The organism is Klenkia terrae (assembly GCF_900491935.1).
GTDB lineage: Bacteria > Actinomycetota > Actinomycetes > Mycobacteriales > Geodermatophilaceae > Klenkia > Klenkia terrae.
Genome location: NZ_UEXK01000004.1, coordinates 2,489,078 through 2,513,794, shown reverse-complemented (window position 1 = coordinate 2,513,794; position 24,717 = coordinate 2,489,078). Strand labels below are relative to the sequence as shown.

The following is a 24,717-nucleotide window of genomic DNA, read 5'->3' as shown; positions in this document are numbered from 1 at the left end:
CCCGGCCCCTCCGGGTCAGCGCCGGGGTCCCGCCGTCGACCGGCGGACCAGCAGCAGGGGCTGCACCTGGTCGGGCTCGCAGTCCTCCCCGGCCAGGCGGGCCAGCACCAGCTGCACCCCGCGCCGGCCCAGCTCCGCGAAGTCCTGCCGCACGGTGGTCAGCGGCGGGCTGAAGTACGGCGCCCCGGGGACGTCGTCGAAGCCCACGACGCTGACGTCGCCGGGCACGGTGAGGCCCTGCTCGTGCAGCGCGACCATGAGGCCCAGCGCCATCTGGTCGTTGCCGGCGAACAGCGCCGTGATCGGCTCGCCGGCCCGGATGCGCGCGGCCACCGCCGTCCCGACCTCGTAGCCCGACGACGGCCACCAGTCGCCGTGCCACAGCTCCCCCGGCGGGGCGCCGGCCTCGGCGAGGGCGTCCCGCCAGCCCTCCACGCGCCGGCGGGACTCCATGGAGTGCTCCGGGCCGGACAGGTGGTGCACCGTGGTGTGCCCGAGGGCGAGCAGGTGCCGCACGACCAGCCGGGCCCCGGCCTCCTGGACCACGGTGACGGTCGGGCCGAGCTCCTCACCGCCCATCTGGACGGCGACCAGCGGCACGGGCGGGTCGAGGGCACCCAGCGCGGCCACGGCCTCCAGGTCGGCGGTGTGCACGACGACGGCGTCCACGGACTGGCCGACGAACCGGTCCACCGCCTCGGCGATGGTTCCCACCCCGGCGCCCTCGACGATGGCGACCGACAGCGAGTAGCCGGCCACCCGGGCAGCCTGCTCCAGGCCGATCATGGTCTGCGCCGGGCCGTACTGGTTCACGTTCATGGTGACCAGGCCGATGGTGCGCGAGGAGCCGGTGACCAGCGCCCGCGCGGCGGCGTTGGGCCGGTAGCCGAGCTCCTCGATCGCCCGCTGCACCCGGGCCCGGGTCAGCGGGGCGACGTTCGGGTGCCCGTTGACCACCCGGGACACCGTCTGGTGCGACACCCCCGCGCGGGCGGCGACGTCGCTCATCACCAGCGGGCGGGCCGGGGCGGAGCCGTGCGTCTCGGTGGACACCTGCCGCTCCTCCCCGGCCCGGTCGATCAGCGGCTGGAGCCGGCGCGGCGCTTGTTGTAGACGTCGAAGGCGACGGCCAGCAGCAGCACCAGGCCCTTGACCATCGACTGGATCGACTGGTCGATGCCCATGAGCTGCATGCCGTTGCTCATGACGCCGACGAGCAGACCACCGACCATGGCGCCGACGACCGTGCCCACACCACCGGTGACGGCGGCGCCGCCGATGAAGGCCGCGGCGATGGCGTCCAGCTCGAAGCTGTTGCCGGCGCCGGGCTGGGCACCGTTGGACCGGGACGAGAACACGACACCGGCCACGGCGGCCAGGAAGCCCATGTTCACGAAGATCCAGAAGTTGACCGCCTTGACCTTGACGCCCGAGAGCGTGGCCGCGGCCAGGTTGCCGCCGATGGCGTAGACCTGGCGGCCGAAGACGGTCCGCTTGGTGACCACGCCGTAGACCATGATCAGCACGGCCAGGATGACCAGCACGTAGGGCAGGCCGCGGGCGGTGGCCAGCTGGTAGGCGAAGGCCATGACGACGGCCGCGACGACCACGATCTGGGCGACGAACAGCGGGAACGACGGGACCGGCTGGTTGTAGCGGACCCGGGCGACCCGGGTGCGGAACTGGCTGTAGGCGTAGGCCACCACGGCGACCACGAAGATGAGGATGGTGAAGGCGTCGAAGCCGTTGCCGCCCAGCAGCCCGTTGCTGAAGCCCGAGGCGATCTTGCCGTACTCCGGGGTGAACGGGGAGAGCGAGACGTTGCTGAGCACCTGCAGCGTGAGGCCGCGGAACAGCAGCATGCCGGCCAGGGTGACGATGAAGGCCGGGATGCCGACGAAGGCGACCCAGAACCCGTGCCAGGCACCGATCAGCAGACCGACGCCGAGGGCGGCGAGCACGCCGACCCACCACGGCTGGTCGTGCCGGATGACCAGCACCGCGGACGTCGCCCCGGTGACCGCGACCACCGAGCCGACCGACAGATCGATGTGCCCGGCGATGATCACGATGACCATCCCGATCGCCAGGATCAGGATGTAGGCGTACTGCAGGACGATGTTGGTGATGTTGCCCGGCGACAGCGACGTCCCGCCGGTGAGGATCGCGAACAGCGCGACCACCACGACGAACGCGATGTAGATGCCACTGGTGCGCAGGTTGCGGGTCAGCAGCGTCCGGATGTCGCTGGTGCCGACGCCGAGGGCCGCCGCGGGCGCGACGTCCTTGGGCGCGGTGGCGTCCTCTGCCTGGGGCTCCGAGGTGGGGCCGACACTGCGCGTCATCCGACGAGCTCCTTCTCCTGGGTCATGAGGGTCATGAGGCGTTCCTGGGTGGCCTCGGCCACCGGCACCTGGCCGGTGATCCGGCCGGCGGACAGCGTGAAGACGCGGTCGCAGATGCCGAGCAGCTCGGGCAGCTCGGAGCTGATGACGACGACGGCCTTGCCGGCGGCGACCAGCTTGTTGATGATCGTGTAGATCTCGTACTTGGCGCCGACGTCGATGCCGCGGGTGGGCTCGTCGAGGATCAGCACGTCGGGGTCGGTGAGCAGCCACTTGCTCAGCACGACCTTCTGCTGGTTGCCGCCCGACAGCTTGCCGACGATGGACTTCACGGTGGGCGCCTTGATGTTCATCGACCGGCGCCCCTCCTCGGCCGCCTTCGTCTCCTCGTTCGCGTCGACGAAGCCCCGGCGGGACAGCTTGTCCAGCGCCGCGGCCGAGTTGTTGCGGGCGATGTCGTCGATGAGGTTGAGGCCGTACTTCTTGCGGTCCTCGGTGGCGTAGGCGATGCCGGCGTGGATGGCCTCGGAGACCGACCGCGCCTTGGTCTCCTTGCCGTGCAGGAAGATCCGGCCCTCGACGAAGGTGCCGTACGAGCGGCCGAAGATGCTCATCGCCAGCTCGGTGCGGCCGGCGCCCATCAGGCCCGCGATGCCGACGACCTCGCCGGCCCGCACGTCGAAGGTCGCGTGGTCGACCACGAGGCGGTCCTGGCTGGGGTGCTTGACCGTCCAGCCCTCGACCCGCAGGACCTCGGCGCCCGGGTGCGACTCGCGCTCGGGGTAGTAGGAGTCCAGGGCCCGACCGACCATCAGCCGGATGATCCGGTCGATGTCGACGGTGGGGTCGGCCATGTCCAGGGTCTCGACGGTCTGGCCGTCGCGGATGATCGTGGTGTGGTCGGCGATCGCGTCGATCTCGTTGAGCTTGTGCGAGATGATGATCGAGGTGATGCCGCGGTCCTTCAGACCGCGGATCAGCCCGAGCAGGTGCGCGGAGTCGGTGTCGTTGAGCGCGGCGGTGGGCTCGTCGAGGATCAGCAGCTTGACGTCCTTGGACAGCGCCTTGGCGATCTCCACCAGCTGCTGCTTGCCCACGCCGAGCTGGCCGACCGGGGTGACCGGGTTCTCGTCCAGGCCCACGGAGCGCAGCAGCTCGGCGGCCTCGGCGTTGGCCAGGTTCCAGTCGATGAGGCCCAGGCGGCCGCGCTTCTCGCTGCCCAGGAAGATGTTCTCGGCGATCGAGAGGTAGGGCACCAGCGCGAGCTCCTGGTGGATGATCACGATGCCGGCGTGCTCGGAGTCGCGGATGCCGCCGAAGGAGACGACCTGGCCGTCGAAGACGATCTCGCCGTCGTAGTCACCGGCCGGGTAGACCCCGGACAGGACCTTCATCAGCGTCGACTTGCCGGCACCGTTCTCGCCGCAGATCGCGTGCACCTCGCCGCGCGCGACGGACAGCGTCACGTCGGACAGCGCCTTCACGCCGGGGAAGGTCTTGGTGATGGAGCGCATCTCGAGGATGTTGTCGGCCATGGGACTCCGTCGTCTCACTCGGTGGGTCTGTGGTTCGTGAGGTCGTGCTGGTGGGACTCGGTGGCGCGGGTCGTGCTGGGTCGTGCGGCGCCCTCCGTGGAGCCGGCCGGGCCCGGCAGCATGCGCTGCCAGGCCCGGCCGGGTTCAGGGGAGGGTCAGTCGGCCTGGCCGGACTGGACCTCGGACTCGGTGTAGTAGCCGGAGTCCACGAGCACGGACTGGATGTCGGCCTTGAAGACCGTCTCCACGGGGAGCAGGTACGAGGGGACGACCTTGTTGCCGTTGTCGTAGGTCTCGGTGTCGTTCGCCTCGGGCTCGTCGCCCTCGAGGAACGCCTTGGCAGCCGTGACGGCCTGCTCGGCCAGGTTGCGGGTGTCCTTGAAGATGGTCGAGCTCTGGACACCCTGGTCGATCAGGGCGACCGAGGCGATCTCGGCGTCCTGCCCGGTCACGACCGGCAGCGCACGGGGGGTGGAGTCCAGGTTCGGGCCGTAGCCGGCGTTCTGCAGGGCGGTGATGATGCCGCGCGAGATGCCGTCGTAGGGCGACAGGACGCCGTTGACGACCGTGCCGTCGTTGTAGGACCCGGTGAGCAGGGTCTCCATGCGCGACTGGGCGGTCTCCTGCTGCCAGCGCAGCGTGGCGGCCTGCTCGATGTCGGTCTGGCCCGAGGGGACGACGAGCGTGCCGTCGTCGATCAGGGGCTGGAGGACGTCCATCGCACCGTTGAAGAAGAAGAACGCGTTGTTGTCGTCCAGCGAGCCGGCGAACAGCTCGATGTTGAACGGACCGGTGGCCGAGCCGGCCGAGCCGTCGGCGTTCTGCAGGCCGAGGCCCACGAGGAGGGCGTTGGCCTGCGCCTGGCCCACCGCGAAGTTGTCGAACGTGACGTAGAAGTCGACGTTGTCGGTGTCGCGGATCAGGCGGTCGTAGGAGATGACCGGGATGTTCGCGTCGGCGGCGGCCTGCAGCTGCGAGCTGAGGGCGGTGCCGTCGATGGCGGCGACGATCAGCAGGTCAGCGCCCTGGGTGATCATCTGGTCGATCTGCTGCGACTGGGTGGGGATGTCGTCGTTGGCGAACTGGAGGTCCACCTGGTAGCCGGCGTCCTCGAGCTGGGACTGGACGTTGTCGCCGTCGGCGATCCAGCGCTCGGAGGTCTGGGTCGGCATCGAGACGCCGATCGTGAGGTCCTCGGGGGCCGCGTCCGCGGTGTCGTTCCCGCCGCCGCTGCCGGCGCCACCGCCACCACAGGCGGTCAAGCCGAATGCCAGCGCGGCACCCAGTGCGGTCAACCTGAGCTTGTTGCTCACTGCAATCTCCTCTACGAGACGTCTGCCGCCGTACACATCTCGGCGCTCAGGCCCGCATCTGTGCGAGCGCTCACATTGTGAACGCTAACAACACACCCGCGTCAAGGGTCTGGGCGCGTCCAGCGGTCACGTTCTCGTAACGAAGGGGTCGCCCGCGTGAAACCTCGATGTGGGCCCGGATGGTTCCGTTCGTGGGGATCGGCCCGCTGACCTGCGGATCGGATGCCCGCATGCCCACCGGAACGGATCGAAGCGGGCCCCCCACCCGGCGCACCCGACCCACCCGTCCGGGTGGGCCCCGGCGGCCCCGCTCAACCCGGGCCGCGGGCCGGCCGACAACAGCCCCAGCACCAGGACGGGCCCTGAGACGACCGGACCCCGCCCCGCCGAGACCGGAGACCCTGTGACCACCCCGCCCGTGACCGACGCCGCCCCGGATGCCCGGGCACGCGGCCGCCTGCAACGTTGGTTCGGCACCCGCGACCCCCGCTCGGCCGCCCGCCTGGCCGTCTGGGTGATGCTGCCCGCCGCCGCCGTCCAGGCCGGGTTCGCGCTGCTCGTCGACCAGGGCCTCGTCGCCGACGTCGGGTCCTGGCTGACCGTCGCGGTGCTGCTGGCCGCCAGCGCCGCGCTCGCCCGCGTCGACCCGCAGCAGCTGGACGCCCGCGGCGTCCTCGCGCTCATCCCGCTCGGCGGCGCGGTCATCCTGTCCACGCTGAACTGGGTCACCAGCGACACCTCGGCCGCCGCCCAGGTCTTCGCCGTCCTGCCCACCCTCTGGGCCGCCTCGCAGCTGCGGGCACCCGGGGCCTGGCTGGTCGCCGGGCTGTCCGGCATCTCCAACGCCGTCCTCGTGCTGCACCTGGAGCCGCTGGAGCGGGCGATCCCCGACGCCGCCTTCGTGGCCGCCACCCTCTCGATGGCCACCGCGCTGCTGGTGCACGCCGGGCACCGGCAGGAGCGCCTGGTCGCCGAGCTGCGCGAGCAGGCCACCGTCGACGCACTGACCGGCCTGGTCACCCGGCACGTCCTGGACGCGGCCATGGCCGGCGCGGTCGGCGGCGGCTCCGGGCACGGGACCGCGCTCGTGCTGGTCGACGTCGACCACTTCAAGACCATCAACGACCAGCGCGGCCACCCGGTCGGCGACGACGCGCTGCGGCACCTGGCCGAGGTGCTGCGCCGGGCGGTGCGCGACGGCGACGCCATCGTCAGCCGGCTGGGCGGCGACGAGCTCGCCGTGCTGCTCTCGTCGTGCCCGGTGGACGTCGCCGAGCGCCGCGCGCACGACCTGGTCGCCGCCGTGCGGGCCAACCCGCTGCCGCTGGCCGACGGCGGCTTCCTGCCGATGACGGTCAGCGTGGGCGTGGCGCAGTCGCCCACCCACGCCCGGGACCCCCGGGAGCTCTACAGCACCGCCGACCGCGCGCTCTACGAGGCCAAGCGCGGCGGCCGCGACCGCGCCGTCGCGGCCACGACCACCCCGACGGGCCCGCTCAGCGCAGCGTGATCTGGCGGGACAGCAGCCCGGCGCGCGAGCGCCGCTCGTCGGTCGTCAGCGGGTCGGTCACGGCCAGCGCCGCGGTCAGCCGCTGGTCGAGCTCGGCGGCCGGACCGGTCCAGTCGGTGGCCGGCACGTCGGCCGGGACGTCCCACACCGGGACGACGAGGCCGTGCGCCCGGAAGGCCCCGGCGTACTTCGTGCCCTCCCCCAGGGTCAGCTGCTCGGCCGCCCCCAGCCGGGCCAGCGCGTCCAGCAGCTGCTCCTCGGGCTCGGGCCGCACCCAGCGCAGGTGCGCGCGGTCGACGGCCGGCCGGCACCAGTAGGCGGCGCCCAGGCCCTCGAGCCGGACCGTCGGGATGATCGCCTCGTTGGCCTGCTCGAGGCCGGCCATCGCGGCGGCGTTGGCGCCGGTGCCCTCGAGCCAGAAGCCGAAGTCCGGGTGCACGGTCACCTCGATCTCGGCGGCGGGGTCCAGCAGCTCCTGCAACCGCGGGCCGGCCGAGCCCTCGGCACCGATCGGGCCCGGGTCGACCGGGCTGCCCGCCGGCGCGTCGAGGGCGGCGGCCAGGGCGGTGCCCAGGTCGCGGCTGACGTCGTCGGAGGAGGTCGCGAGCTGCACGCCGACGACCACCTCGCCGCCGGCCCGCACCAGCGCCGGCGCGCCGCCGGGCAGGACGCTGGCCAGGGTCGCCGTCCGGCCGTCGGTGGTGGTCAGCACGGCGGTGGCCGCCGGGACCAGCTCGCGCAGGGCGACCCAGTGCACCTCGCCGGGGAGGCCCTCGAAGGGCCGGGCGACCGCCGGGGCGTAGGCCGAGCCGTGGCAGTGCTTGTACTTGCGGCCCGAGCCGCACGCGCACGGCGCCTTGGGGTTCTGCTCCCCGGCGGGTGCGGCGGGGGCGGCGGGACGGCGCTTGGATGCGGTGCGGGCCATGCCCCGACCCTATGCGGCGACCGGCGGGGTGCAGACTCGTGCGGTGCTCGACCTGACCGACCCCGCCTTCGTCCACGACCCCTACCCCGCCTTCGCCGCGGCCCGCGCGCAGGCGCCGGTGCAGTGGGACGACGGGCTGGGCATGTGGCTGGCCTACGGGCACGCCGAGGCCAACGCGGTGCTGCGCACCCGGGCGCTGGGCCGGATCTGGACCGACCGCGCCCCGGCGGAGCGGTTCGGCCAGTTCAACCTGATCCACCGCAACGCCATCCTGGAGATGGAGCCGCCGGACCACACCCGCCTGCGCCGGCTGATCAGCGCCGCGTTCGCCCGCGGGCACGTGGAGCGGCTGCGGCCCTGGGTCGAGGAGCTGGCCGGGTCGCTGGTCGACGGCATGGTCGAGCGGTCGGTGGCCGGCGAGCCGGTGGACCTGTTCACCGGGATGGCCGAGCAGCTGCCGGTCGAGGTGATCGCCGAGCTGCTGGGTGTGCCGCAGGCCGACCGCCCGCTGCTGCGGCCCTGGTCCAACGCGATCGTGAAGATGTACGAGTACGGCCGGACCAGCGAGACCGAGGACGCCGCCGAGGTCGCCGCCGGCGAGTTCGTGGCCTACCTGCGCGACCTGGCCGAGCAGCGGCGCACCGCGCCCGGGGAGGACCTGCTGACCCACCTGGTCACCGCCCGGGACGCCGACGGCGACCGGCTGACCGAGGACGAGCTGGTCACCACCTGCATCCTGCTGCTCAACGCCGGCCACGAGGCCACCGTCAACGTCACGGGCAACGGCCTGCTCGCCCTGCTGCAGCACCCGGACCAGCTGGCCCGGCTGCGCGCGGACCCCGCGCTGCTGCCGACCGCGATCGAGGAGCTGATGCGCTTCGACTCCCCGCTGCAGCTGTTCGAGCGCACCGCCACCGCCGACGTCGAGCTGGGCGGGGTGACCGTGCAGCAGGGCCAGAAGATCGCCGCCCTGCTGGGGTCGGGCAACCACGACCCGGCGGTGTTCGACGCCCCGGACACCCTGGACGTCGGGCGCACCGACAACCCGCACATCTCCTTCGGCGCCGGGGTGCACTTCTGCATCGGCGCCCCGCTGGCCCGGGTCGAGCTGCAGGCCTCCTTCGGCGCGCTGCTGTCCCGGACGTCGTCGCTGGAGCTGGCCGGGGAGGCCCGTCGCCGTCCCGAGTTCGTCATCCGCGGCCTGGCCGGGCTGCCCCTCGCGCTGACCCCCTAGCTACCCACGGGTAGAAGGTGTCGGTCGTCACTGGTTGGATGCCGCTCATGCGCGGCTTGATGCAGCAGACGCCCCTGACGATCGACTCGATCTTCCGCTACGTGGAGCGACACCACGGCGACAAGACGATCGTCACGAACTCCCCCACCGGTCCGGTGCGGACGACGTACGCCGAGTGGGCGGTGCGCACCCGCAAGCTCGGCGGGGTGCTGGACACCCTCGGGATCAGCGCGGACGGCCGGGTGGGCACCTTCGCCTGGAACTCCGCCCGCCACCTGGAGCTCTACTTCGCCGTCCCCAGCACCGGACGGGTGCTGCACACGCTGAACATCCGGCTGTTCCCCGAGCAGCTGACCTACATCGCCAACCACGCCGAGGACGAGGCGGTCTTCGTCGACCGCACGGTCCTGCCGCTGCTGTGGCCGCTGATCGACACGATGACCACCGTGCGGCACGTCGTGGTGATGGACGACGGCGGCGACAACGAGATCCCCGACGACGAGCGCGTCTCCCTCTACGAGGACCTGATCGCCGCCGCGGAGCCGATCGACTTCCGGGTCGAGGACGAGAACACCGCGGCCAGCATGTGCTACACCTCGGGCACCACCGGCAACCCCAAGGGCGTGCTCTACAGCCACCGCTCGACGGTGCTGCACACCATGGCCGTGGTGCAGCCCAACGTGTTCGGGATGGCCGAGACCGACGTCGTCATGCCGGTCGTTCCGATGTTCCACGCCAACGCGTGGGGCCTGGCCCAGGCCGGCCCCGCCGTCGGTGCGGCCATGGTCTTCCCCGGCCCGATGATGCAGCCCAAGGCGCTGGCCGACCTGATCGTCGACGAGGGCGTCACCTTCACCGCCGGGGTGCCCACCATCTGGCAGGGCGTGCTCCCCGAGCTGGCCGGCCGCGACCACAAGCTGCGCGACATCGGCTGCGGTGGCTCCGCGGTCCCCAAGGCGCTGTCGGAGGCCTACCGGGAGCGGGTCGGCCTGCCGATCCTGCAGGCCTGGGGCATGACCGAGACCCACCCGGTGGCCACCTCGGCCCGGCTGCCCCGCCGCCTGTTCGACGGCTCCGACGAGGACAAGGCGACCTACCGCGCCCGCGCCGGCGTCCCGTTCATGGGCGTCGAGGTGCGGATCGTCGAGGCCGGCACCACCGACGAGCTGCCCTGGGACGACGTCGCCACCGGCGAGCTGCAGGTGCGTGGCTCGACCACCGCGCTGGACTACTACAAGCCCGACGCGGGCGTGGAGCTGGCGACGCCGGACGGCTGGATGAAGACCGGCGACGTCGCCGCGATCGACGCCACCGGCTCGGTGCGCATCGCCGACCGGACCAAGGACCTGATCAAGTCCGGCGGCGAGTGGATCAGCTCGGTGGACCTGGAGAACGCGATCATGAGCCACCCGAAGGTCAAGGAGGCCGCCGTCATCGGCATCCCCGACCCGAAGTGGGACGAGCGGCCGCTGGCCTGCGTCGTGGTCGTCGAGGGCGAGGAGCTCAGCGCCGACGAGGTGATCGCGCACATCACCCCGATGGTGGCCAAGTGGTGGCTGCCCTCGGCCGTGGAGTTCATCGACGAGGTGCCCAAGACCAGCGTCGGCAAGTTCTCCAAGAAGGACCTGCGCACCCGGTTCGCGGACTACCAGCCCAGCTAGACCGGGACGGGGTCGCGGCGCCGCCCGTCGGCGCCGCGACCCCCACCCCTTCCGGGCGATCTCGTCCCGCCCGGCTCCAGCCCCGGTGCCGGGCGGCCGACGTCCGGGGGGTGACATCGCTCGCCCCGCTGCCGCCCCCCGCGCCCGCGATCGACTGGGCCGCCGAGCTCGACCGGCTGGCCACCGACCCGGACACCCTGCGGCTGGTCTTCCAGCCGATCGTCGACGTCGCCCGCGGCGTCGTCGCCGGCTACGAGACGCTGGCCCGCTTCCGGTCCGCTGACGGCTCGCCCAGCCCGGCCACCCCGGACCGCTGGTTCGCCGCGGCCGACGCCGCCGGCATCGGGGCCCGGGTCGAGGCGCTGGTCGTGGCCCGCTGCCTGCAGCTGCGCGCCGACCTGCCCCCGAACTGCTTCCTGACGGTGAACGTCAGCCCGCACCTGCTGACCGATCCCGAGCTCGCCGACCTGCTGCTGGGCGCCGGCGACCTGTCCCCGCTGGTCCTGGAGCTGACCGAGCACCAGGCGGTGGCCGACGTCCGGCCGCTGCTGGCCGTGCAGGACGCCCTGCGCGACCGCGGCGCGCTGGTGGCGCTGGACGACGCCGGGTCGGGGTACTCCGGGCTGCAGCAGCTGACCGCCTTCCGCCCCCAGCTGATCAAGCTCGACCGGGCCCTGGTGGACGGCGCCGACGCCGACCCGGTGAAGCTCGCCCTGGCCACCCTGCTCGGTGAGTTCGGTGCCCGCATCGACGCCTGGCTGCTCGCCGAGGGCGTGGAGACCTGGGGCGAGATGGAGGCGTTCTCGCGGCTGGGCGTCCCGCTGGCCCAGGGCTTCCTGCTGGGCCGACCGGCGCCGCCGTGGTCGTCGCTGGACCCCGCGGTGGCCGACCGGCTGCGCCGGTCGCACGCCCAGGGCCTGCTGCGGGAGAACATCGCGAGCCTGGTCGAGCGGGTGGAGCTGGTGGCCGGCGACGCCGAGCCGTCCGGACCCGGTCCGGCCGTCCGGGTCGACGGGCTCGGCCGCCCGGTCGCCGTCCTGCTGCCGCTGCGGCGCGGGGACGACCGACCGGGGCACCGCGCCGCGCCGGTCTCGCTGCGGGCGGCGGCCTCCACCGGGGTGGCCGAGCTCGCCCGCCGGGTGGTCACCCGGCCCGAGGACACCCGCTTCGACCCCGTCGTGTGCGTCGACGACGTCGGCGCCGTGCTGGGCGTCGTCCTCGTCGAGCACCTGCTGACCCGGCTGGCCGAGCAGGACGACCGCCGGACCGGCTGACCCCCCAGACCCCCTCGTGCAGAGACTCGCGAGGTCGAGCACCACAGAACGAGGAGAGACCTGATGAAGAGCTTCGCCTGCGGGGACGTCGTCCCCGGTTGCGGTCGTGCGTTCACCGCCGACGACGAGGACGGCATCCTGGCCCAGGTGGCCGCGCACGCCGCCGCCGACCACGGGCTCGTCGACGTGCCCCCGGCCCTGGTCGCCCAGGTCCGGGCCCGCATCACCGCGGCCGCCTGACGCGCCCGACGGGGGCGCCGGATCCCCGGCGCCCCCGTCGCCGGCTCAGGCCGGGCCGGCTCAGGCCACCGTCGGCGCGGACCCGGTCTCGCTGACCATGGGCCGACCGGCGTCCTGCCACTCGCCCATGCCGCCGCCGACGTTGACCGCGTCGTAGCCGTTCTGGTTCAGCCACGCGGCCACCCGGGCCGACCGGCCGCCGCCGCGGCAGGTCACGTACAGCGGGTCGCCCTCGGGGAGGTCGTCCAGGCGCGCCGGGACCTGGCCCATCGGGATGTGCGTCGCGCCCTCGATGTGGCCGGCCACCCACTCGTCGTCCTCCCGGACGTCGAGCACGACGGCGTCCTCGGGGACCTCGCGGGCGGGCACGGTCGGGACCTGCTGCGGCATCGTCACGCCGCCCATGGTGTCCCACCCGGGAGGATGGGGTCCATGCACCCCGACCCCGCCCGGACGCCGGCCTGGTCACCGGCCCGCAACGCGATCGGCCTGTGGGCCGTCGAGGGGGTCCTCGGCGCCCTGGTGCTGGCCGCCGTCGTCGTCGGCCTGGAGGTCATGCTGCCCTTGCCGACCTGGCTGGCGGTGCTGCTGCCGGTGCTCGTGCTGGTCGAGGCCGTGGTGACCATCGGGTTCCGGCCCCGGCTGCGGTACCGGGTGCACCGGTGGGAGGTCACCGCCGAGGCGGTGTTCACCCGCACCGGCTGGCTGTCCCGCACCTGGACGCTGGTGCCGATCTCCCGGATCCAGACCGTCGACGTCACCCGCGGGGTGGTGCAGCAGCTGTTCGGGCTGGCCAGCGTGGCGGTGCTGACGGCGTCCTCGCAGGGCACCGTCCGGATCCCGCACCTGGACGCCGACATCGCCGCCCGGGTGGCCGACGACCTGGCCCGCCGCGCCGAGCTCGTCCGCGACGAGGCCACGTGACCCCCGAGTGGCACCTGCCCCCCGAGGTGGTGGCGCGGCGGACGTCGTGGCGGATCGTGCTGGCGCACACGATCACCTTCCGGCAGGCCCGGCAGTGGGTGCCGGCCCTGCTGGCGTTCGGCGCCTTCCGCGGCTTCACCGACGGGCCGTGGGCGGTGGTGGTGATCGTCGCGGTGGTCACCGCGGTCTCGCTGGGCTCGGCGGTCCTGGCGTGGTCGCGGTTCCGGTACGCACCCGGGCCGACGGCGGTCGTGGTGACCCGCGGCCTGCTGTCCCGCTCGGTGCGCACCGTGCCGCTGGACCGGGTCCGCGGGGTGGAGGTCGAGGCGCCGCCGCTGCACCGCCTGCTCGGCCTGGTCCGGGTGCGGATCGACGCCGCGGCCGGCGCCGTGCAGTCCGACGAGGAGGAGCTCGTCGTCGACGGGCTGCCCCGGGCCGAGGCCGACCGGCTGCGCACCCACCTGCTCGCCCGCCGGGGCGCCGAGGTCCCGGCGCCGGACTCCGCCGGCGACCCGGCCGAGGAGGAGTTCGCCCGCTTCGACGACCGCTGGTTGCTGTACGCGCCGCTGGTCGGCAGCTACCTGGCCGTCCCGCTGGCCGCGGTGGGGGCGCTGTTCCGGCTGGCCGACGAGCTGCCTCGGCGCTGGCGCCCGGACCTCGGCCGACCGGACCTGACGGACACCGCCGTGCTGGCCGGGGCGCTCGGGGCCATGGCGGTGCTGCTGGTCGTGGGGTCGATCGTCGGCAGCGCCCTGGTCAACTGGCGGTTCCGGCTGGTCCGGCGCGGTGGCTCCCTCATCGCCGTCCGGGGGCTGCTCAACCGGCGGCACACCGAGCTGGAGATCGACCGCATCCGCGGCGGCACGGTCACCGAGGGCCTCGGCATGCGGTGGGTGCGCGCGGCGCGGGCCACCGCGCTGGTCACCGGGCTGGGCGACGCCGCCCGGCGCGGCCAGCTGCTGCCGCTGGGCCCGCGCACCGAGGCCTGGGCGGTGACCGGCCGGCTGGTCGAGGACCCCGGTCCGCTGCGCCCGCACCCGCCGGCCGCCCGCCGGCGACGCCTGGTGCGCGCGATCCTGCCCGGGGCCGTGGTCGCCGTCGCCGGGGTGGTGCTCACCGCGACGCTGGGGCTCTGGTGGGTGCTGCTGGTCGGCCTCGTGCTGGCCGCGCTCGGCGTGCCGGTCGGCCTGGGCCGGTACGCATCGCTGGGGCACGCGACCGGGCCGCGGACCTTCTCGGTGCGCTCGGGCTGGCTGGTCCGCGAGCAGGCGGTCCTGCAGCGCCGGGCGGTGGTCGGCTGGCAGGTGCAGCAGTCGTTCTCCCAGCGCCGGCAGGGTGTGGCCACGGTGGTGGCGGCCGTGGGCGCCGGTGCCGGCGGCTACCAGGCGCTGGACATCGCGGCCGGGGACGCCGTCCCGTTCGCGGTGGCGGCGTCGGGCCGGTGGGCCGAGGCCCTCAGCGGTCCCGGCTGACCGCTTCCCGCATCGGCATCGCGACCGCGGCCACGAGGATGCCGCCGGAGACGCACCAGAACGGGTTGTCCACCACGTCGAGGCCGAGCAGGACCAGCCCGACGAGCAGCCCCACCGCCGCCCCCGCGAACGCCCAGAGGGTCAGCCGGCTCAGGAACGTCGTCCACTCCATGCCCTCACCGTCTCGGAACCCGGGGCCGGGCGCCACCGGAGGAGACGGTCAGGGCGCGTCGAGCACCTCGGCCAGGTGCTGCAGCGGGTCGTCCACGGCCCCGTCGACCAGGTCGTCCAGCCAGACCCGGAACGCCGCCGTCGCCCGGGCGACGAGCAGGCGAGTGCGCCAGTCGGCCGGGGTGCGGCCGGAGCGGGTGGCCAGCAGCTCGGCCAGCTCGCGCTCGCGGTCGGCCAGGCGCAGGAAGGGGTGCGGCCGGGCGGCGTCGCTGGACCGGACCACCCGCAGCAGCCGGGCGGTGCGGTCGGCGTCGGCCACGACCGCCTCGCCCAGGGCCAGCACCGCCGTGCGCAGCGCGGCAGCGTCGGGCTGGTCGACGGGCACGTCCTGCAGCGCCGCCCGCATCCGCGCCGACATCACCCGGGCGGGCTCGGCCAGCAGGTCGTCCTTGGTCGGGAAGTAGCGGAAGAACGTGCGCGGGGCGATGTCGGCCGCCGCGCAGACCTCGGCCACGGTGACGGCGTCGAAGCCGCGCTCGGCGAAGAGCCCGAACGCGGCGTCCACCACCCGGGCCCGGCTCTCGGCCAGCTTGCGCTCCCGCAGGCCCTCGACCGCCCTCACCCCTCCGGTTGTGGTCCACGTCATGCGGCGGACCGGTGCATCGGGCAACCATCTGGCATACGGTGCCATCTGGCAGTTTGTGCCACTTTATCCGTCCGCATCCCCGTGGAGCATGCCCGTGTCCGCACCCACCGTCCCCGGCGCCACCGAGTCGACCCCGGACACCACCGACGAGGGCTGGACCGCGGCCCAGGTCACCGCGCTCACCGTCGTCGCCGTCCTCGGGGTGATCGTCGCCCTGACCACCTCGCTGCTGGTGCCGATCCTGCCCGAGCTGGCCGCGCAGCTCGGGCAGAGCACGCAGTGGCTGCTGACCTCGACCCTGCTGGTCGGCGCGGTCGCCGTCCCGGTCGTGGGCCGGCTCGCCGACCTGTACGGCAAGCGCCGCATGCTGGTGCTGGCCGCCGCCGCGCTCACCGTCGGCTCGCTGATCTGCGCGCTGTCGGACACGTTGCCGTGGCTCATCGTCGGGCGGGCGGTCACCGGGTTGTCCACGGCGGCGATCCCGCTGGGCATCAGCCTGATCGGCACCGTGCTCCCCGCGAAGCGGGCGGGCACCGGCATCGCGCTGGTCAGCGCCACCCTGGGCATCGGCGGGGCGCTCGGGCTGCCGCTGGCCGCCTTCGTCGCCCAGCACACCGACTACCACGTGCTGTTCTGGATCTGCGTCGCCGGCGGGGCGGTCGCGGTGGCCGGGATCCTGGCCGTGCTCCGCGAGGTGCCCACGGTGGCGAGCGGCCGGATGGACCTGCCCGGCGCGGTCCTGCTGGCCGCCGCGCTGGTCTCGCTGCTGCTGCCCCTGGCCCAGGCCTCCCGCTGGGGCTGGGCGGACCCGTGGACGATCGGGCTGCTGGTGCTCGCCGCCGTCCTGCTGGTCACCTTCGTGCTGGTCGAGCGCCGGACGGCGTCCCCGCTGGTGGACATGGTCACCAACGCCCGGCCGGCGCTGCTGCTCACCAACGTGGCCTCGGTGTGCGTCGGCTTCGCCCTGTTCGCCAGCCTGATCGGGACGGCGTCCTACGTCCAGGCGCCGGCCGCCTCCGGCTACGGCTTCGGCTCGTCGGTGCTGGCCAGCGGGCTGTGCCTGCTGCCCTCGGGCGTGGCCATGATCCTGCTGTCGCCGGTCTCGGCGAAGCTCTCGGCCCGCTTCGGCCCCAAGGTCACCCTCGCCCTGGGGGCAGCGGTCATCGCCGTTGGCTTCCTCGGCCGGATCCTGTTCACCGGGTCGTTCACCGAGGTGGTCGTGTTCACCACCGTCGCCGGGGCCGGCACCGGCATCGCCTACGCCGCGATGCCCAGCCTGGTGCTGCGGGCCGCGCCGGCGTCCGAGCTGGCCGCGGCCAACGGCCTCAACACGCTGGCCCGCTCGGTCGGCAGCTCGCTGGCCAGCGCGGTCGGCGGCACGCTGCTGGCCGCCTCGACGATCACGCTGGGGACGGCGGTGCTGCCGTCGCTGACCGCCTACCGGGTGCTGTTCGCCGTCTGCGCCGGGGCCGCCCTGCTCGGTGCGGTGATCGCGCTGCTCATCCCCGGGGTGCGCGCCACCGCCGAACCCGCGCCGTCCGCCGCCTGACCCCGGCTGGGAGGCTGACCCGGTGGACGTCGCCGCACTGCTCGCACCCCTGCCCGACCTCACCGACGCCGGCCCGCACGAGCTGGCCGGCGGGACGGCGGACGGACTGCGGTTCGCCGAGCTGGAGCTGACCGGCGACGCCACCGGGGCGGCGCTGCTGGAGTGCCTGCTGGAGGACTGCGCGCTCGACGGGCTGGCGCTCACCCGCGCCCGGCTGGCCACGGTCGGCCTGCTGCGCTGCCGGTCCACCGAGCTGCTCGCCGGGGACGGCACCTGGCTGGACACCGTGGTCGAGGGCGGCCGGTTCGGCGCCTTCACCGCGCACGGGGCGCACTGGACCCGGGTCACGCTGACCGGCGTCCGGGCCGACTACGTCAACCTGCGCGGCGCCACCCTGGTCGAGGTCGAGCTGGTCGACTGCGTGCTCGGCGAGCTCGACCTGGGCGGGGCGGACCTGCGGCGGGTGACCGTCCGCGGCGGCGAGCTGGGCACGCTGCACACGTCGGGCACGCGCTGCCGCGACGTCGACCTCACCGACGCCGGCCTGCCCGACCTGGACGGCGTCACCGGCCTGCAGGGCGCCACGATCAGCGCCGCCCAGCTGGCCGGCTGGTCCCCGGGGATGGCCGCCCACCTGGGCATCCGCGTCGCCCGCTGACGCCCGGCTCTCTCGCGGCGTGGATCAGCTGGGTTCACCGGCGTGCGTCCTGGCTCACCGACGCCGGTGAGCCAGGACGGCCTCCGATCAGCTGAGCTGATCCACGCCGGTCAGGGCGCGGCCGGTCAGGGCAGAAGGGTGGCGGCGAGGGCGCGGGCGGCGTCGGGGTGGTCGCGGGCCAGCAGGCCGACGGCGGCCAGCACGTAGGCGCTGTCGACGGCGACCTCGGTGCCGCCCAGCACGCCGCCGGCCCCGCCGCGGTCGGCAGCCAGGCGGGCGACGACGGCGTCCCGGTCGGCGGGCGCGGCGTGCCGGAAGACCCCGCCGGACAGCACGACCAGGCCCACCCCCTGGGCCGAGGACCCGCCCGGGCCGTAGGCCGCCTCGGCGCGCAGGTGCCGGCGCAGCGCGACGGTGGCCGCCGCCTCGCCGAGGGCCAGCGCGTCGTCGGCCAGCGGGGGCAGCCCTTCGGCGTGCGCCGCGGCGCGCAGGTCGGCGACGGCGTGGTGCACGCCGAGGTCGCCCTCGACGGTGCGCCGGTGCGCGGGCACGCCGACGGCCTCCCGGCGCAGCGCGGCCTGCTCGGCGTCCAGGTCGGGCACGCAGTAGACGTCGGTGGTCGCCCCGCCGACGTCCAGCACCACCACGCCGGGCACCTCCGCGGCGGCCCGCAGACCGGCCAGCACCACGACGCCGTCCAGCACGGCGTCCGGGGTGACCGCGCGGACCCATTGCCGCAGCCGGGGGTCGGTGGAGAGCTTGTCCCCGCCGATGACGTGCTCGAGGAAGACCGCCCGGATGCCGGCGCGCGCGGACTCCGGGGCCAGCTCGCCGATGTCGGGCAGCACGTTGGCGCAGACGGTGACCGGCAGGCCGCCGTCCCGCAGCAGCACGGCCACCTCGTCCTGGACCTGCACGTTGCCGGCCAGCACGACGGGGACGGACCGGTCCCACCCGGCCAGCGCGCGGGCGTTGTGCCGCAGGACGGCGGTGCCCCCGCCGTCGGTGCCGCCGACCAGCAACAGGACGTCGGGCCGGGCGTCGGCGAGGGCGGCGAGCCCGGTCGCGTCGAGCCGGCCGGCCGCGATGTGCACGACCCGGGCGCCGGCGGACAGCGCGGCCCGGTGGCCGGCCTCGGCGCTGATCAGCTCCTCGTAGCCGACCACGGCCAACCGCAGCCCGCCGCCGGCCGAGGAGCAGGCGAGCACCGGGACGTCGGGGAAGCCGGCGGTCGCGTTCAGCACCCCGCGGACGACGTCGTCCAGCGTGGTCGGCGCCTGCGCGGTACCCAGCAGCTCGCCGGTGCCGACGCCGACCAGCGCCGCCTTGGTGAAGGTGGACCCGATGTCGACGCAGACGACGGTGCTCACGGCGCGACGCCGAGGCAGGCGTAGGCCGCCCGGGTGAGCAGGTCGACCACGTCGTCCCGGGGCAGGCCGCCGTCGTACGTGGCGACCGACTGGACGGCGCCGATGGCGGCGTGCACGCAGGCGCGGGCGACGCCGTCGGTCAGCTCTGGGCGCAGCTCGAGCAGCACGTGCACCCACTCCTCGACGTAGTGCCGCTGCGAACGGCGCAGCCGACGCCGGTCGGTGTCGGGCAGGCTGTGCACCTCGCGCTGGTAGAGCTGCAGCAGCGCCCGGTCGTCGACGGCGAAGAGCACCTGGCCGCGGACCAGGTCGGCCAGCACCTCGCGCTCGTCCCGGCCCGAGCCGGCGGCGTCCGACGCGGTCCGCAGCAGCCGGTCCATGACCTCGTCCAGCAGCGCGACGAGCACGGCGGACTTGCTGTCGAAGTGCCGGTAGACCCCGGACCCCACGATGCCCGCGGCGCCGCCGATGTCGGCCATCGAGACGCCGTGGAAGCCGCGCTCGGCCAGCAGCGAGGTGGCCGCCCGCAGGATCCGCACCCGCCGGTCCGGGTCGCGGGTGCGCACCCCCTCGCTGCTGCTCATCGCGGGCCCCCGGTCACCGCAGCAGTCTGACCGGCACCTCGAGCGTCCGGGACCGCAGGTACTCCCCCAGGCCCTTGGCCTGCGGGTCCGGTCGGGTCGCCGAGGCCACGCCCTCGCCGAGCAGCCCGACGACGACCAGGTTGAGCGCGCGCAGGTGCGGCAGCTCGAACCGGCGGACGGCGAGCCCCTCGGCCTCGGGCAGCAGCTCCCGGAACCGCTCGACGGTCATCGTCGCGGCCAGCCAGGCCCAGGTCTCGTCGTCGCGGGCCCAGAGGCCGACGTTGGCGTTGCCGCCCTTGTCCCCGGACCGCGCCCCGACCAGCCGGCCCAGCGGCACCCGCTCGGTGGGGCCGTCGGCGGACCAGCCGGGCACGGGGACCTCCGCCGGCGCCGACGGCGGCCCCGCGGGCGGGTGCTCGACGACGCGGGACCCGCCGTCGGGGAGCACGACGACGTGCTCGACGAGGTCACGGGGCACCAGCGCCGGCCAGTAGACGCCGTAGGCGCTCTCCGAGGTCGGCGGCGTGGTGGTGTGGAAGCCGGCGTAGCCGCCCAGGGCCAGTTGCATGGTGGCGTCGGAGAACCGCCGGCCGACCTTCTGCCGGTCGCCGTCCTTGACCGTGATCCGCAGGTGGGCGGTGGCCTGCACGTTGGTCGGCGCATCGGGGGTGTCGAAGCGGAGCAGGGAGACGTCGGTGTCGGCGAAGGAGTCCCGGCCGCCGAGGATGCCGAACAGCTCGGCCTCGGCCCAGGCCGCCTTCTCCGCCAGGTCCAGACCGGTCAGCACCAGGGTCATGGTGTTGCGGTAGCCCCCCAGGTGGTTCAGCGCGACCTTCAGCTGGTCCGAGGGCGCCGACCCGCGGGTGCCCGAGATCAGCACCCGGTCCGGCCCCTGCTGGGTCAGCTCGCAGGTGCCGAAGTCGGCGACGACGTCGGGGTTGGCGTAGACCGGGGAGTCGATCTCGTAGAGCAGCTGGGCGGTGACCGTGCCGACCGAGACCAGCCCACCGGTGTCGGCGTGCTTGGTGATCACGCTGGACCCGTCGGCGGCGACCTCGGCGATCGGGAACCCCGGGTACCGGCGGTCCACGACCTCCTCGAGGAATGCGTAGTTGCCCCCGCACGCCTGCGGACCGCACTCGACGACGTGGCCTGCGGCCACCGCACCCGCCAGGGCGTCCCAGTCGGTGCGCGACCAGCCGTGCCACCACGCCGCCGGCCCGACGACGACCGATGCGTCGGTCACCCGGCCGGTGACCACGACGTCCGCCCCGGCGGTGAGCGCCTCGGCGATGCCCCAGCCGCCGAGGTAGGCGTTCGCCGAGACCGGGTCGACCCCGGCCTCGGCCAGCCGCTGCCCGGTGTCCAGGTGCGCCAGGTCCACGCCGTCGGCCAGCAGTTGCGGCAGCCGCGGCAGCAGGTCGTCGCCGTGCACGTACGCGACCCTCGGGTGCAGCCCGAGCCGCTCGGCGAGCGCGCCGATCTGGGTGGTCAGGCCGGCCGGGTTCAGCCCGCCGGCGTTGCTGACCACCTTGATGCCGCGGTCCAGGCAGGTGCCCAGCACCTCCTCGAGCTGGCCGAGGAAGGTACGGGCGAAGCCGGCGTCGGGGTCCTTCTGCCGGGCCTTGTAGAGGATGAGCATGGTCAGCTCGGCCAGGTAGTCCCCGGTGAGGACGTCGATCGGCCCGCCCTCGACCATCTCCCGGGCGGCGGCGAGCCGGTCGCCGTAGAAGCCGGAGCAGTTGGCGATCCGGACGGGTCGGCGGGGCGCGGTCATGCGGGTGCCCTCCCGGGGCCGGGCGGGCCGGCGAAGGCCTGCGCGAGGTCCAGCCAGTGGTCGGCGACCGGGCCGGTGGCGGTCAGGTCGAGGTCGGCGCGGTGCCGGCGCTGGGTGACGAGGAGGCAGAAGTCCAGCGCCGGTCCGGTGACCCGGTCGGCGGCGTCGTCCGGGCCCCAGGTCCAGACGGTGCCGTCGGGGGCGGTGAGCTCGACCCGGACCGGTACGGACGACGGCTCCTCGCCGTGCACCCGGGAGCTCCAGCCGCGGGTGGCGACGCCGAGGTGCGCGACGTTCCGCAGCCGTGACGTGGGCTCGCGGCGGGCACCGACGGCGTCGACGACGTCCTGGCCGTGCGCCCAGGTCTCCATCAGCCGGGCGGTCACCGAGGAGGCCGCGCTCATCGGCGGGCCGTACCAGGGCAGCGTCGTCCCGGGCTCCAGGGCGGCGAAGACCCGCAGGTACTCCGCCCGCGCCGAGCGCAGCCAGCCCAGCAGGTCCGCGGGCGACCGGCCGCGGTTGGCCCGGGCCACCACCTCGGTGAAGTCGTCGCCGTGCGCCATCAGCGCCGCGGCCTCGGCGCGGAACCGGTCGGGGTCGACGGCGGCCGCGGTGGCGGTCTCGTCGAAGTGGGCCAGGTGCACCACCTGGTCGGCGACCGACCAGCCGGCGGCCGGGGTGGCGGTGGACCAGGCGTCGTCCGGCAGGGCGGCCAGCACCCGGTCCAGGTCGGCGGACTCGGCGGCCAGGTCCGCGGTCAACGCGGCCATGTCGGCGGCCATCAGCGGCCGGTCCAGACCGGGGTGCGCTTGTCCCGGAACGCGGCCGGGCCCTCCTGGGCGTCCGCGGAGAGGTAGACCGGGCCCCACAGGGCCTCCGCCGCGGCGTAGGCCTCGGCGAACCGGTCGGCCGCCATCAGCCGCACGGTCTGCTTGGCCGCGGCGACCGACAGCGGCGCGTTGGCCGCGATCCGCTCCCCCAGCGCCTGTGCGGCGTCGTGCAGCTCCGCGGCGGGGTGGACCTCGTTGACCAGGCCGACCTCCCTGGCCCGCTGGGCGGAGATCGGGTCACCGGTGACCAGCAGCTGCATGGCGACCCGCGGCGGCACCAGCCAGGACAGCGGCGCGGCCCACGGCGCCCCACGGCCGACCTTGGCCTCGCTGACGGCGAACCGGGCGTGCTCGGCGGCCAGCACCAGGTCGCACTGCTGGGCCAGCAGGAACCCCCCGCCGTAGGCGATCCCGTTCACCGCGGCGACCACCGGCTTGGTGAGCTCGATGGTCCGGCCGGGCTGGGGCACGAAGTCCGGCGGCGGCACGGTCAGCGCCGTGTCGGCCATCTCCCGCAGGTCGCCGCCGGCGCAGAACGCCTTGTCCCCGGTGCCGGTGAGCACCAGGACCGCGGCGTCCTCGTCGGCGGCGAACCGCTCGAAGCCCTCGGTCAGCAGGCGGCGGACCTCGGCGGACAGCGCGTTGCGGGCCTCGGGCCGGTCGATGGTCAGCCAGGCGACCCGGCGCACCACCTCGTAGGTGACCACCCCGCTCATGCCTCCACCGCCGTCACGACGGCCAGCACGGCTCCGGTGTCCACGGTGTCGCCGACGACGGCCTGCAGCTCGCCGACCACGCCGTCGGTGGGTGCGGCCACCACGTGCTCCATCTTCATCGCCTCCAGCACCAGCACGGTCTGCCCCGCGGTCACGGACTCGCCCTCGGCCACCGCGACCCGGACGACGGTGCCGGGCATGGGTGCCAGCAGCGACCCCTCCCCGGCCTGGCTGCCCGGCTCAGGGAAGCGCGGCCGCTCGGTGAACGACGTCGAGCCGCCCGGCCCGTCCACGAAGACGTCGTCCCCGACCCGGTGCACGGCCAGCGACCGGCGGACCCCGTCCACGGTGAGCACGACCCGCTCCGGTGTCGCGTCCACCGCCTCGACGGCGAGCCGGGTGTCCCCGACCGCCACCCGCCAGCCGTCCCGGGTGCGCCGGTAGCGGACCTCCAGCTCGTCGTCCCCGTGCGCGAGGACCGCGACCTGGTCGCCGCTGGGCACGTTCCGCCAGCCGGTGGGCACCGGGCGCTGCACCCGGGCGGCGTCCCGGCGGGCCGCCTGGTCGGCCAGCACCGCGGCCGCGGCGTGCCGGGCGAGGACGTCGGCGTCCACGGCAGGGGACGTCAGCTCGGGGTGCCGGCCCAGGTAGCCGGTGTCGATCTCGCCGGCCCGGAACTCGGGCTCGCGCAGCACGGCGACCAGCAGGTCCCGGTTGGTGGTGAGGCCGTGCACCCGGGTCTCGGCCAGCGCGCGGGCCAGCCGGCGGCAGGCCTCGTCCCGGGTGGCGCCGTGCGCGATCACCTTGGCCAGCATCGAGTCGTAGTGCACGCCGACCACCGAGCCGTCGGCAACGCCGCTGTCGACCCGGACCCCGGGCAGGGCGGGGACGGCGAACCGGTGCACGGTGCCGGTGACCGGCAGGTACCCGGCCGGGACGTCCTCGGCGTTGAGCCGGGCCTCGATCGCGTGCCCGGTGACCCGGGCGTCGAGCACCTCCGGGGGCAGCGGTAGCCCCTCGGCGACCTGCAGCTGGACCCGGACCAGGTCCAGGCCGGTCACCAGCTCCGTCACCGGGTGCTCGACCTGCAGCCGGGTGTTGACCTCGAGGAAGAAGAAGTCGCCGTCGGGGGCGAGCACGAACTCGACCGTGCCCGCGCCGACGTACCCGATGGCCTGGGCGGCGGCGATCGCGGCCGCGCCCAGCTGGGCGCGCAGCGCGTCGTCCACCGCCGGGGACGGCGCCTCCTCCAGCACCTTCTGGTAGCGGCGCTGGATCGAGCACTCGCGCTCGAACAGGTGCACCACCGTGCCGTGGGTGTCCCCGACGACCTGGACCTCGACGTGCCGGGGCCGCTCGACGTAGCGCTCCAGGAACACCGTCCCGTCGCCGAACGCCGAGACCGCCTCCCGGCGGGCGCTGTCGACGGCGTCCAGGAGCTCGTCCGGGCCGGCGACGATCCGCATGCCCCGGCCACCCCCGCCGAACGCGGCCTTGACCAGCACCGGGTAGCCGATGCCGGCGGCCTGCGCGGGCAGGTCGGTGACGTCCTCGCCCACGACGACGCCGGGCAGCACCGGCACCCCCGCGGCGGCCATCAGCTCCTTGGCCGCGGTCTTGGAGCCCATCGCGTCGATCGCCTCGGGGGTCGGGCCGACGAAGACCAGACCGGCGGCCGCGCAGTCCCGGGCGAACCCGGCGTTCTCGGACAGGAACCCGTAGCCGGGGTGCACCGCCTGGGCGCCGGTGGCCAGCGCCGCGGCGATGACCAGGTCCCCGCGCAGGTAGGTGTCGGCCGGGCTCGCCCCCGGCAGCCGGACGGCCTCGTCGGCGGCGTGCACGAACGGGGCGTCGGCGTCGGGGTCGGAGAAGACCGCGACGGTGGCGACGTCCATCTCGCGGGCGGTGCGCATGACCCGCAGCGCGATCTCCCCGCGGTTGGCCACGAGCAGCTTGGTGATCGGCGGACGGTTCGGCATCGCG

General features: G+C 74.6%; 23 protein-coding genes. 9 read left to right on the top strand and 14 right to left on the bottom strand.

The window, feature by feature from the left end; genetic code table 11:
- Positions 1-15 precede the first annotated feature (15 nt).
- The 4 genes from LFA75_RS12755 to chvE form a co-directional block, all read right to left on the bottom strand.
- Positions 16-1,053 (bottom strand): LacI family DNA-binding transcriptional regulator, encoded by a 1,038-nt coding sequence (locus tag LFA75_RS12755; protein ID WP_225234008.1) that lies wholly within the window; start codon positions 1,051-1,053, stop codon positions 16-18.
- A gap of 26 nt (positions 1,054-1,079) precedes the next feature.
- A complete protein-coding gene (gene mmsB, locus LFA75_RS12750) occupies positions 1,080-2,345 on the bottom strand; it encodes a multiple monosaccharide ABC transporter permease (protein ID WP_225234007.1) in 1,266 nt (421 codons plus the stop codon).
- Positions 2,342-3,880, bottom strand: coding sequence for a multiple monosaccharide ABC transporter ATP-binding protein (mmsA, locus tag LFA75_RS12745; protein WP_225234006.1), 1,539 nt, complete (start codon positions 3,878-3,880; stop codon positions 2,342-2,344). The genes mmsB and mmsA overlap by 4 nt, the downstream gene beginning before the upstream one ends.
- A 155-nt stretch (positions 3,881-4,035) precedes the next feature.
- The gene (chvE, locus tag LFA75_RS12740) at positions 4,036-5,193 is read right to left on the bottom strand and encodes a multiple monosaccharide ABC transporter substrate-binding protein (protein WP_225234005.1); all 1,158 of its coding nucleotides are present in this window, start codon (positions 5,191-5,193) and stop codon (positions 4,036-4,038) included.
- Positions 5,194-5,596: 403 nt separating this feature from the next.
- Between chvE and LFA75_RS12735 the strand changes: the two genes are divergently transcribed.
- Positions 5,597-6,703: a GGDEF domain-containing protein gene (locus LFA75_RS12735; protein ID WP_225234004.1), complete on the top strand. Its 1,107-nt coding sequence runs from the start codon at positions 5,597-5,599 to the stop codon at positions 6,701-6,703.
- Here LFA75_RS12735 and LFA75_RS12730 read toward each other — a convergent pair.
- Positions 6,690-7,628 carry a DUF5926 family protein gene (locus tag LFA75_RS12730; RefSeq protein ID WP_225234003.1) on the bottom strand — a complete coding sequence of 313 codons (939 nt, stop codon included), beginning with the start codon at positions 7,626-7,628 and terminating at the stop codon, positions 6,690-6,692. The two genes, LFA75_RS12735 and LFA75_RS12730, sit on opposite strands and share 14 nt — an antisense overlap.
- Here LFA75_RS12730 and LFA75_RS12725 point away from each other — a divergent pair.
- From LFA75_RS12725 to LFA75_RS12710, 4 genes are all read left to right on the top strand, one after another.
- Positions 7,627-8,862, top strand: coding sequence for a cytochrome P450 (locus tag LFA75_RS12725; RefSeq protein WP_225234002.1), 1,236 nt, complete (start codon positions 7,627-7,629; stop codon positions 8,860-8,862). The two genes, LFA75_RS12730 and LFA75_RS12725, sit on opposite strands and share 2 nt — an antisense overlap.
- 59 nt (positions 8,863-8,921) lie before the next feature.
- Positions 8,922-10,523: a long-chain fatty acid--CoA ligase gene (locus LFA75_RS12720; protein ID WP_225234001.1), complete on the top strand. Its 1,602-nt coding sequence runs from the start codon at positions 8,922-8,924 to the stop codon at positions 10,521-10,523.
- Positions 10,524-10,633: 110 nt separating this feature from the next.
- Positions 10,634-11,797, top strand: a complete 1,164-nt coding sequence (locus LFA75_RS12715; protein ID WP_225234000.1) for an EAL domain-containing protein — start codon at positions 10,634-10,636, stop codon at positions 11,795-11,797.
- 63 nt (positions 11,798-11,860) lie between these two features.
- Entirely contained in the window at positions 11,861-12,037 is a 177-nt protein-coding gene (locus tag LFA75_RS12710) for a DUF1059 domain-containing protein (RefSeq protein ID WP_225233999.1), read from the top strand.
- Between the two features lie 60 nt (positions 12,038-12,097).
- Here LFA75_RS12710 and LFA75_RS12705 read toward each other — a convergent pair whose 3' ends face one another.
- The gene (locus tag LFA75_RS12705; RefSeq protein WP_225236054.1) at positions 12,098-12,427 is read right to left on the bottom strand and encodes a rhodanese-like domain-containing protein; all 330 of its coding nucleotides are present in this window, start codon (positions 12,425-12,427) and stop codon (positions 12,098-12,100) included.
- A 42-nt stretch (positions 12,428-12,469) separates the two neighbouring features.
- On the opposite strand from LFA75_RS12705, the gene LFA75_RS12700 reads away from it, so the two are divergent.
- Positions 12,470-12,961: a PH domain-containing protein gene (locus tag LFA75_RS12700; RefSeq protein ID WP_225233998.1), complete on the top strand. Its 492-nt coding sequence runs from the start codon at positions 12,470-12,472 to the stop codon at positions 12,959-12,961.
- Positions 12,958-14,433 (top strand): PH domain-containing protein, encoded by a 1,476-nt coding sequence (locus LFA75_RS12695; RefSeq protein ID WP_225233997.1) that lies wholly within the window; start codon positions 12,958-12,960, stop codon positions 14,431-14,433. The genes LFA75_RS12700 and LFA75_RS12695 overlap by 4 nt, the downstream gene beginning before the upstream one ends.
- On the opposite strand, the gene LFA75_RS12690 is transcribed toward LFA75_RS12695, so the two are convergent.
- Both LFA75_RS12690 and LFA75_RS12685 read right to left on the bottom strand, forming a co-directional pair.
- Positions 14,417-14,605, bottom strand: a complete 189-nt coding sequence (locus LFA75_RS12690; RefSeq protein ID WP_225233996.1) for a hypothetical protein — start codon at positions 14,603-14,605, stop codon at positions 14,417-14,419. The two genes, LFA75_RS12695 and LFA75_RS12690, sit on opposite strands and share 17 nt — an antisense overlap.
- 48 nt (positions 14,606-14,653) lie before the next feature.
- Complete coding sequence (locus LFA75_RS12685; protein WP_225233995.1) at positions 14,654-15,226, bottom strand: TetR family transcriptional regulator; 573 nt, start codon at positions 15,224-15,226, stop codon at positions 14,654-14,656.
- 118 nt (positions 15,227-15,344) lie between these two features.
- Between LFA75_RS12685 and LFA75_RS12680 the strand changes: the two genes are divergently transcribed.
- Both LFA75_RS12680 and LFA75_RS12675 read left to right on the top strand, forming a co-directional pair.
- A complete protein-coding gene (locus LFA75_RS12680; protein WP_225233994.1) occupies positions 15,345-16,799 on the top strand; it encodes an MFS transporter in 1,455 nt (484 codons plus the stop codon).
- A gap of 22 nt (positions 16,800-16,821) precedes the next feature.
- The gene (locus LFA75_RS12675) at positions 16,822-17,457 is read left to right on the top strand and encodes a pentapeptide repeat-containing protein (protein ID WP_225233993.1); all 636 of its coding nucleotides are present in this window, start codon (positions 16,822-16,824) and stop codon (positions 17,455-17,457) included.
- 125 nt (positions 17,458-17,582) lie between these two features.
- On the opposite strand, the gene LFA75_RS12670 is transcribed toward LFA75_RS12675, so the two are convergent.
- From LFA75_RS12670 to LFA75_RS12645, 6 genes are read right to left on the bottom strand one after another with little or no spacing between them, the layout of a single operon-like run.
- A complete protein-coding gene (locus LFA75_RS12670; protein WP_225233992.1) occupies positions 17,583-18,827 on the bottom strand; it encodes a glutamate mutase L in 1,245 nt (414 codons plus the stop codon).
- Entirely contained in the window at positions 18,824-19,411 is a 588-nt protein-coding gene (locus LFA75_RS12665) for a TetR/AcrR family transcriptional regulator (protein ID WP_225233991.1), read from the bottom strand. Before LFA75_RS12665 ends, LFA75_RS12670 begins: the two co-directional genes overlap by 4 nt.
- Positions 19,412-19,424: 13 nt before the next feature.
- On the bottom strand, positions 19,425-21,188 hold the full coding sequence (locus tag LFA75_RS12660) for an acyclic terpene utilization AtuA family protein (protein ID WP_225233990.1): 1,764 nt from the start codon (positions 21,186-21,188) through the stop codon (positions 19,425-19,427).
- Complete coding sequence (locus tag LFA75_RS12655) at positions 21,185-21,970, bottom strand: TIGR03084 family metal-binding protein (protein ID WP_225233989.1); 786 nt, start codon at positions 21,968-21,970, stop codon at positions 21,185-21,187. Before LFA75_RS12655 ends, LFA75_RS12660 begins: the two co-directional genes overlap by 4 nt.
- Entirely contained in the window at positions 21,970-22,734 is a 765-nt protein-coding gene (locus tag LFA75_RS12650) for an enoyl-CoA hydratase/isomerase family protein (RefSeq protein WP_225233988.1), read from the bottom strand. Before LFA75_RS12650 ends, LFA75_RS12655 begins: the two co-directional genes overlap by 1 nt.
- Positions 22,731-24,713 (bottom strand): ATP-binding protein, encoded by a 1,983-nt coding sequence (locus LFA75_RS12645; protein ID WP_225233987.1) that lies wholly within the window; start codon positions 24,711-24,713, stop codon positions 22,731-22,733. The genes LFA75_RS12650 and LFA75_RS12645 overlap by 4 nt, the downstream gene beginning before the upstream one ends.
- Between the last annotated feature and the right edge of the window lie 4 nt (positions 24,714-24,717).